The 5,402-nt window shown below is 46.7% G+C and carries 6 protein-coding genes; 2 read left to right on the plus strand and 4 right to left on the minus strand.

Translation table 11 applies throughout. The annotated features are described in order from the left end of the window. Positions 1–14 precede the first annotated feature (14 nt). Positions 15–875 carry a lysophospholipase gene (locus tag HY877_02780; GenBank protein MBI5299208.1) on the plus strand — a complete coding sequence of 287 codons (861 nt, stop codon included), beginning with the start codon at positions 15–17 and terminating at the stop codon, positions 873–875. After that, positions 841–1,467 carry a hypothetical protein gene (locus HY877_02785; protein MBI5299209.1) on the plus strand — a complete coding sequence of 209 codons (627 nt, stop codon included), beginning with the start codon at positions 841–843 and terminating at the stop codon, positions 1,465–1,467. Before HY877_02780 ends, HY877_02785 begins: the two co-directional genes overlap by 35 nt. Before the next feature lie 4 nt (positions 1,468–1,471). On the opposite strand, the gene gcvPB is transcribed toward HY877_02785, so the two are convergent. From gcvPB to HY877_02805, 4 genes are all read right to left on the minus strand, one after another. Further along, entirely contained in the window at positions 1,472–2,944 is a 1,473-nt protein-coding gene (gcvPB, locus tag HY877_02790; GenBank protein ID MBI5299210.1) for an aminomethyl-transferring glycine dehydrogenase subunit GcvPB, read from the minus strand. Further along, on the minus strand, positions 2,941–4,296 hold the full coding sequence (gcvPA, locus tag HY877_02795; GenBank protein MBI5299211.1) for an aminomethyl-transferring glycine dehydrogenase subunit GcvPA: 1,356 nt from the start codon (positions 4,294–4,296) through the stop codon (positions 2,941–2,943). Before gcvPA ends, gcvPB begins: the two co-directional genes overlap by 4 nt. Positions 4,297–4,301: 5 nt before the next feature. Further along, the gene (gcvH, locus tag HY877_02800; GenBank protein MBI5299212.1) at positions 4,302–4,691 is read right to left on the minus strand and encodes a glycine cleavage system protein GcvH; all 390 of its coding nucleotides are present in this window, start codon (positions 4,689–4,691) and stop codon (positions 4,302–4,304) included. 142 nt (positions 4,692–4,833) lie between these two features. Further along, positions 4,834–5,402, minus strand: a 569-nt coding sequence (locus HY877_02805) for a glycine cleavage system aminomethyltransferase GcvT (GenBank protein MBI5299213.1), incomplete at its 5' end; no start/stop codon positions are given.

A 5,402-nucleotide genomic window follows, 5' to 3' on the forward strand; every position in this document is an offset into this window, starting at 1 on the left:
AGGCAGGGGCAGGAATGACAGCGGGGGGCGGAGACATTTTAATGGAAGCGCGTATTGGCCAATTTAGTGGAAGAGACGGAACGAAGTTATATTACGAACAGTGGAATCCTCCCGAGCCAAAAGCGGGAATTGTTTTTGTCCACGGAGTAGGGGACCATTGCGGGCGCTACGGTCCTTTCACCCAATATTTTCTGAAACGTGCCTATCGTGTTTGTCTCTACGATCAACGGGGGCACGGAAAATCCGAGGGCAAACGATCCCACGTCGATGACTTTGAATCGCTCTACCATGATCTCGAAGATTACGTAAAATTTTGCAGGAAAGGTTCTTCTGAAAATCTGCCTTGGTTTATTGTGGGACACAGTCTTGGCGGGCAAATCGTCATCAATTTTTTATCCCGTTTTCCCGATGTTTTCCGCGCGGCGGTGGCTTCTTCTTCCAATATCGAAATTGCGCTGGCAATACCCGGATGGGTGGAAAAAATGAGTCGCAAAATGGTGGGGGTTTTGCCGACCATGAGACTGCAGGGTTTTATTCGTCCGGGCATGTTGAGCCATGATCCCAAAGTGGTGGCGGCTTATAAAAAAGATCCACTTGTTTCTTCCAATATCACCATCAAGATCGGCGTGGAAATTCTCAAAAATTTGGAGCAAATTTATTCTCTGTGCACCAAAATCAAAACACCTCTTTTGATGATCCACGGTTCGGCCGACAAGGTCTGTTCCCCCGAAGGGACGAAGCGTTTCTACAGAGAATTGATCCTTGCGCAAAAGGAAATGAAGATTTATGAGGGGATGTACCATGAACTTTTCAACGAAATCAAAAAAGAGGAAGTTTTTCATGATGTCGAACATTGGTTTGAAAAACATTTTTAAAGGAAGTGGTGAAAAATGCGGGTCCCACATTTTTCACCACGCCTTTAAAATTTTTTTGACAGTTGCTCTGGTCTCTGGCCTTTCTGGTGCGGTGTACGCAAACGGTTACAAATCGACTTTGCGTAAATGGACGCGCCACAAACAACTTTTTAATGTGCAGACTCTTCAAACCAAAATCATGGTTCATGCCACCTATTACAATCCTGCATTTCGCAAGGTTTATGAAGAAGAACACATCAAGAAAAAATATCTCGATGGCGTTAAGGCGGAGACCTACATCGCGGAACAAGAACAAAAACAGTCTAAAGGAGATGAATTTTTTGTCGGCATGTATGTCCGCAAACCTTATAAAGAATTCTCCAGAGGTGGGGAATCCTTTTGGGAAGCGGTTTTGACAACGGCGAGAGGAGAGGAAATCTCCCCAATTCGTATTGAATCTGTGGCCGTAACCCCTTATGAAAAAGTGATGTTTCCTTATTTGAACAGATGGTCCCAGGCCTACCGCGTTGTTTTTCCAAAAACCGATTTGACGAAGCCCTTCACGCTAACAATGCGCAGTGTCATCGGCCAAACCCATTTGCATTGGGAATGAGGTCTTAAGGATTCCAGCGGAGTTTTAGTTCTTTTGCGGCTTTCACTTCATCCAAGCGACCACGGAAAGTGGTGTGGGGAGCGGCTTTCACGAAGTCGGGTTTTTCTTCGCATTCCTTCGCGATGAGTTTCATGGCTTCAATGAATTGATCGAGACTGTCTTTTGGTTCGCTCTCTGTCGGTTCAATCATCAAAGACCCGTGGACAATCAGCGGAAAATAAATGGTGGGCGGATGATAACCGAAATCCATGAGGCGTTTGGCGATATCCAGCGTTTTGATACCGTGATCTTTTTGCAATTTATCCGAGAAAACCGATTCGTGAAGCGAGGGTCTTGAATAGGCCAGATGATACGTCCCCATCAAAGCTTTACGAATATAGTTTGCATTGAGCACAGCCATCTCCGAAATTTTTCTTAAACCTTCGGGACCAAATTCACGAATGTAGGTATAAGCGCGGACAAGCATTCCAAAATTTCCGAAATAGGCTTTCATCCTGCCGATTGATTGGGGACGGTTTTCCAGTTTGTAGACGCTATTTTCTTTTACAATGACCGGATTCGGAAGAAACGGTTCCAATTTTTTCTTGATTCCAACAGGGCCTGCACCCGGACCACCGCCACCGTGCGGGGTTGAAAAAGTTTTGTGAAGATTGAAGTGGAGAAGGTCAACTCCGGCATCTCCAAGTTTTACAATGCCTAGCAGGGCGTTGAGGTTGGCGCCGTCACAATAAACAAGTCCTCCCTTTTTGTGAACGACATCACAAATTTCCTGAATATTTTCTTCGAAGATTCCAAGCGTGTTGGGATTGGTGACCATTAAAGCGGCGACTTCTTCATCCATCACGCCTGCCACGGCCTCTGCTGTTAAAATTCCATCTTTGTTGGAAGAGATTGTTACGACTTCATATTGGCAGATAGCGGCGGAAGCGGGGTTGGTGCCGTGCGCACTGTCGGGGATGATCACTTTTTTGCGCGGATTCCCTTTGGAGGTTTGATAGGCCCTTACCATGAGCATTCCCGTCAGTTCACCGTGTGAACCCGCGGAAGGCCAGCATGTGACAAAATCCATTCCGCTGATTTCTGCGAGATATTGTTGCAACTCATGAATCAATTGCAAACTCCCCTGAGTAGCTTCCGGCATGGCCAAAGGATGCGCGTTGGCAAAACCCGGAATTTTAGAAACCTCTTCGGTTATTCTGGGATTGTATTTCATCGTGCAGGAACCAAGGGGAAAAAGTCCCACATCTTTGCAATAATTTTGCTGGGACAATCTTACAAAATGACGAACGGTATCGACTTCCGAAATTTCAGGGAGTGTTGCAGGTGTCTTTCGCAACAGCGTCTTTGGCAGTTTTGCCGTCGGGTCGTTTTCAGGAACTCCACTCGGGGGCAAAGAATAACCGATGCGCCCCTTTACACTTTGCGCGAAGGAGAGTCCCTCTTCCAACACAAGACCGGTGGTGCCGGGTGTGCTCATTGAATGGATCCTTTCAGGGCGTTCGCGAAAGCATCCATATCTTCTTTACCGTTCCACTCGGTGACATTCACCAACACAGCGTTATCCAGATTGGGGTACCAGTGGTCCAGCGAGATGCCTCCATCAAAATTTTTGATTCTTAAATCTTTCAACACAACATCCGCATTTTTGGGGAGCTGAATGACAAATTCGTTAAAGGTGGTGCTTGTGGGAAACGGGAGCGTTACTCCGGGAATGGCAGACAATTTTTGTTTGGCATATTCGGTTCTCTGCCAATTCAATTGCGCCAATTTTTTGAAACCCTCTTTGCCAAGCAAAGTCAGATACAAAGTAATCTGTGTGGCGCACAGGGCTTGGTTGGTGCAGATGTTTGAAGTGGCTTTCTCACGCCGTATGTGTTGTTCGCGCGTGGAAAGAGTGAGTACGAAACCCGGTTTGCCTTTGTTGTCGGTGGTCATACCGCAAAGACGGCCCGGCATTTGTCTTAAAAAAGTCTGTTTCGTGGCGAAAAATCCCGCGAAGGGACCGCCAAAAGAAGGAGATAGTCCAAGAGATTGCCCCTCACCGCAGACAATGTCAGCGCCAAGAGCTCCCGGAGATTCAAACAAACCGAGACTCAACGGTTCGGTCACCGAAAAAATAACAAGTCCTCCCGCTTGGTGAATTTTCTCCACAATATCTCTGACATCTTCCACAATCCCGAAAAAATTGGGGTAGGGGATGACACAGCAGGCGAGATCGGGATTGAGATAATCATTTAATGAAGAACGTTCGATGGTTCCCTCTTTAGTAATGGGAAGTGTGACAAAGTGTTCATCAAAACTTTTCAAGATTGTTTTCGCCACTTGCGTGTATTCGGGGTGAATGGATTCGGGAAGCAAAACTGTTTTGCGATTTTTCCCGATTCGGATTGCCATCAAAATCGCTTCCGACAAAGCCGTGGAGCCGTCGTAAAGAGAAGAGTTTGCCACTTCCATTCCGTAAATTTCACTGACCATGGTTTGAAATTCAAACATCAACTGAAGTGTGCCTTGTGCGATTTCGGGTTGGTAAGGGGTGTACGGAGTTAAAAATTCGGAACGACGAATTAAATCGGAAACGGTGGAAGGAATATAGTGACGATAAACTCCGCCTCCCAGAAAGGAGCGATTCATCGGCAGTGTGTGGTTTCGCGCCGCAATGGATTCAAGTTGACCCAGAAGAGTTTGTTCATCCAAAGGTGGCGGGAGTTTGAGAGGTTTTTGCAGTAACAGGGATTCGGGGATAGAGCTAAAAAGCTCTTCCACACTTCTCAAGCCGACAGACTTCAGCATCGCTTGAATTTCTTCGTTGGTATGCGGAATGTAGCGCATTGAGGTCAGGCTTGTTCCTCTTTGACGTAGGCCTGATATTCTTTGCAACTCATGAGACTGTCGACTTCTTTTGTGTCGGAGACTTTGACTTTGATCATCCATCCTTCTTCGTAGCAATCTTCGTTGAGGGTTTCCGGATTTTCAGCCAGTGGGTCGTTGATTTCAAGCACTTCACCGCTGAGGGCGGCGTAAAGATCGCTCACCGCTTTCACCGATTCCACAACACCAAAGGGTTCGCCCTGTTCCACCGCTTCTCCTTCGGCAGGAAGTTCCAGATAAACAATGTCGCCCAGTTGTTCCTGTGCAAAATCGGTGATGCCCATAATGGCGACATCTCCCTTGATGCGGACCCACTCGTGTTCTTTGGTATATTTAAGATCGTCTGGAAATTCCATTTAGCCCCCTTATTTTTTTCATTGGTGTCATCCTGAACCCTTCGCCATTATTGTCATTCTGAGCGGAGCGAAGAATCTGCTCGCGCTCAGGGTAAACTCCGTGAAGGATCCAAATGGTAATCAAGTAGATTCTTCGCTTCGCTCAGAATGACCTTTCATAGAACGGTGTTGCTACGACCTCTGCTAGCTTCAACGTTCCTCGGATGTCAATGTTAAATTTTGTTCCAATCGCGATTAATTCGGTTGGCACATAGCCCAATCCGATTCCAACTTGGAGTGTCGGTGAAAAAGTGCCGCTCGTGACAACGCCAACGGGTTGTTTATCGGTGTTGACGATGGGATAACCTTGGCGAGGGATTCCTTTATCCAAAAGTTTAAAACCGACAATCTGTCTTCGAAGTCCCGCCGCTTTAATTTTTTCAAGAGCACTTCTGCCGACGAAATCTCCCTTATCGAATTTCACCACCCAACTGAGTCCCGCTTCCAGTGGATTTGTTTCATCGGTGATTTCGTGTCCGTAAAGACTCAAGCGGGCTTCGAGTCTCAAGGTATCTCTGGCTCCAAGACCGATTGGCCTGATTCCATATTCCTCACCTGCACTGAAGACAGCTTTCCAGAGAGATTCAGCATCTGCATTTTTTACATAGATCTCACATCCGCCTGCTCCGGTATATCCGGTTGTTGAAAATATCACATCTTTAATGCCGGCAA

The organism is Deltaproteobacteria bacterium, assembly GCA_016213065.1.
Taxonomy (GTDB): domain Bacteria; phylum UBA10199; class UBA10199; order SPLOWO2-01-44-7; family SPLOWO2-01-44-7; genus JACRBV01.

Bases quoted from the DNA above. Each gene is read 5' to 3' on its own strand.
- HY877_02780 (MBI5299208.1), top strand. From the start codon at position 15: ATGACAGCGGGGGGCGGAGACATTTTAATGGAAGCGCGTATTGGCCAA.
- HY877_02785 (MBI5299209.1), top strand. From the start codon at position 841: ATGATGTCGAACATTGGTTTGAAAAACATTTTTAAAGGAAGTGGTGAA.
- gcvPB (MBI5299210.1), bottom strand. From the start codon at position 2,944: ATGAGCACACCCGGCACCACCGGTCTTGTGTTGGAAGAGGGACTCTCC.
- gcvPA (MBI5299211.1), bottom strand. From the start codon at position 4,296: ATGCGCTACATTCCGCATACCAACGAAGAAATTCAAGCGATGCTGAAG.
- gcvH (MBI5299212.1), bottom strand. From the start codon at position 4,691: ATGGAATTTCCAGACGATCTTAAATATACCAAAGAACACGAGTGGGTC.